The 2,482-nt window shown below is 78.8% G+C and carries 1 pseudogene; it reads left to right on the top strand.

Annotated features, from left to right (window positions below):
• A pseudogene (locus GTW67_RS10755) lies at positions 1–2,293 on the top strand (hypothetical protein); the annotation flags it as partial.
• Between the last annotated feature and the right edge of the window lie 189 nt (positions 2,294–2,482).

The raw sequence follows: 2,482 nt of genomic DNA, 5'->3' as shown, positions 1-2,482 counted from the left end.
GGTCGGGAAGGGCTCGCCGGGTCTTGGGGCGGGGGACGAGTACAGGGGGGCCGGGTGGAGTGGGGCAGCCTCGCCCGGGGCCCGGTCGGCCGGAGAGGCCGTGCCTCAGGCCGTACCCCACGGGACGGCCGAGGCCGGGTGCGGGGTGTTGCCGCCCTGTGTGCGGCTCGGGGATCTGCGGGACGACGAGGCGCGGGAGGCGCGGGCGCGCTACGGCATCGCCGAGGGCACCCTGTCCGACGGCGACGGGCGCCACCCCCTCACCCTCCGCCTGCTCTCCGAGGTCCAGGCCGCCCTCCCGGACGCCCCGCCGGCCGTCCGCGTCGACCGCGACGCGGTCTTCGGGGCCTACCTGGACCTGATGTGCCTGCGCGTCGCGGCCCGGCTGGCCGCGGAGAACGGCCTGCGCGGCACCGCCGTACGCCGGCTCGCGGCGCGCGTCCACGGGCAGGTCCACGAGGCCGCCCGGCGCAGTCTCGGCCCCGGGCAGGGAGCGCTGGACCGGGAGTCCTTCGGCGCGGTCTTCCCCTGGGGCGCGGCGCCGGCCCGGCTCGGCGGCGGCACCGGCTGGGCGTACGCCGTACTCGCCGAGGGCCTCCTCGTCCCCGCCGGCAGCGGTTACCGCTTCGCGCACGAGGAGCTAGCCGACTGGATCCAGGGCGCCCACCTCGACCTGGACGAGGCCCTGCGCGCCCTCGTCCACGACTGCCACGCCCCGCACGACACCCGCACCCTCCCCGTCCCGCACCACCGCATCGGCCCCGTCGTGGAGGCCCTGCTGCACCTCGGCCGCCAGTACGGCGTTCCCCAGCTCGCCCTGACGCTGGAGGAGCTGGCGCACGCCCTGGACGCCGAGCCGTACTCCTGGTGGGCCGGCCGGCTCCTCGCCGGGACGCTGGCGCGCGTGCCCGACGCGGCGCCGTACACGGAGGTGCTGCGCCTGCTCGCCGACGGCATCGCGGAGCGGCGCGGCGAAGGGCGGACCGTGCCCGCCGAGTTCGGGCCCGCCTTCTGGTCGGCCCTGCGGCTGCCCCGGGCCACGCGCCTCGACCTGCTGCGCCGCCTGGTCCTCGCCGACGGCGCCCCGCACGAGCCCGGCCCCCGCCACCTCGACACCGTCGCCCAGCTGCTCGCCGCCGACCCCGCGACCGTGCAGCCGCTGCTCGTCCGCTGGTTCGACGACGAACGCCCGCTGCCCGCCACCCCGCACGCCACCGTGGCGACCGCCGCCCAGGCGCTGCTGCACACCCACCGGCACCGCGGTCTGGACGGCCTCACCGAGGTCCTCGCCGACAGCACGCACCGCCGGGCCGACGAACTGCTCGCCGTCCTCGCCGAGGAGGAGCCGTCCGCCGTGTGCCGGGCCGTCGACCGGTGGGCGCGCGACGAGCGGCCGGCCCGGCACACGGCGGCCGTGACCCACGGGCTGCGCACCGCGCCCCACGCGCGCACCGCCGCCGACCGCATCCTGCTGCGCCACGCCGCCCTCGTCCTGCTCACCCGCCCCGCCGACGGCCTGCTGCACGGCGGCGCCCTCGCCCTGCTCGTCCAGGACCCGGGCAGCCGCGACCGGCACCTTGCGCGGGCCCTCGGCCACTTCGCGGCGGGCGACCCGTATCTGCCGCCGAGCGCGGTGGCCGCCGCCCTGCCGACCCACCCCGACCCGGTCCTGGACGCCTTCCGGACCCGGCTGCGCGGCCCGGACGCCGGGGAGGCGCTGCGCAGGCTCCTCGACGCCACCACGCCCGGGCTGGCCCGCCGGGTCGCCGCGGTGATCGGCGAGGCCGTGGCGGAACGGCCGGAGACCGCCGGACACGTGGCCGCCTACACCGACCGGCGCCTGGACCAGGGTCCCGCCGCCCGCGGCGTACTCCTCCCGCTGGTCACCGGACTGCTGGAGGGCGGCCCCGAGCCGGTCCGGGCCGCGCTGGCCGGCGTCCTCGCCCCTGACGGCGCCCCCGCCTCCGGTTCCCTCCGCCGGGAACTGCGGGACCACCTCCTGGCCCACGAGGACGACCCCGCCGTCCTGGACGCGCTGCTGCGCGCCGCCGCCTCCCAGGGCGCCGACGGCCGGCGGGTCCTCGTCCACCGCACGGCCCTGCTCCTGGCCCGCACCCCCGACGGCACCACCCGCCTCGACCGCGCCCTGGTCGACCTGGCCCGCCACCTCCCCGGGTTCGCCGGCCGGGTGACGGGCTGGCTGGCGGACGCCCCCGACGAGTGGGCGGCACTGGTCGGCCCGAGCGCACGCCGCACGATCGAGAGCCTGGCGGGCACCCGCGTACCCGCCTGACCGCGGCCGGGACGCGGCGGGGCGTGCGGCCGGTCACAGCACCCATGCCGATGCGGGCGGCAGGCCCCCGGCATGGCACCCTTAGACCTGCATCAGAGGCTTCGACTCCGACGAGTGTGCGACAAGGAGCAGACACAGTGCAGCGCTGGCGTGGCTTGGAGGACATCCCCGAGGACTGGGGGCGCAGCG

The organism is Streptomyces sp. SID5910, assembly GCF_009862125.1.
Taxonomy (GTDB): domain Bacteria; phylum Actinomycetota; class Actinomycetes; order Streptomycetales; family Streptomycetaceae; genus Streptomyces.
The sequence above is the reverse complement of the archived record's forward strand: the minus strand, read 5'-3'. Positions and strand labels throughout refer to the sequence as shown.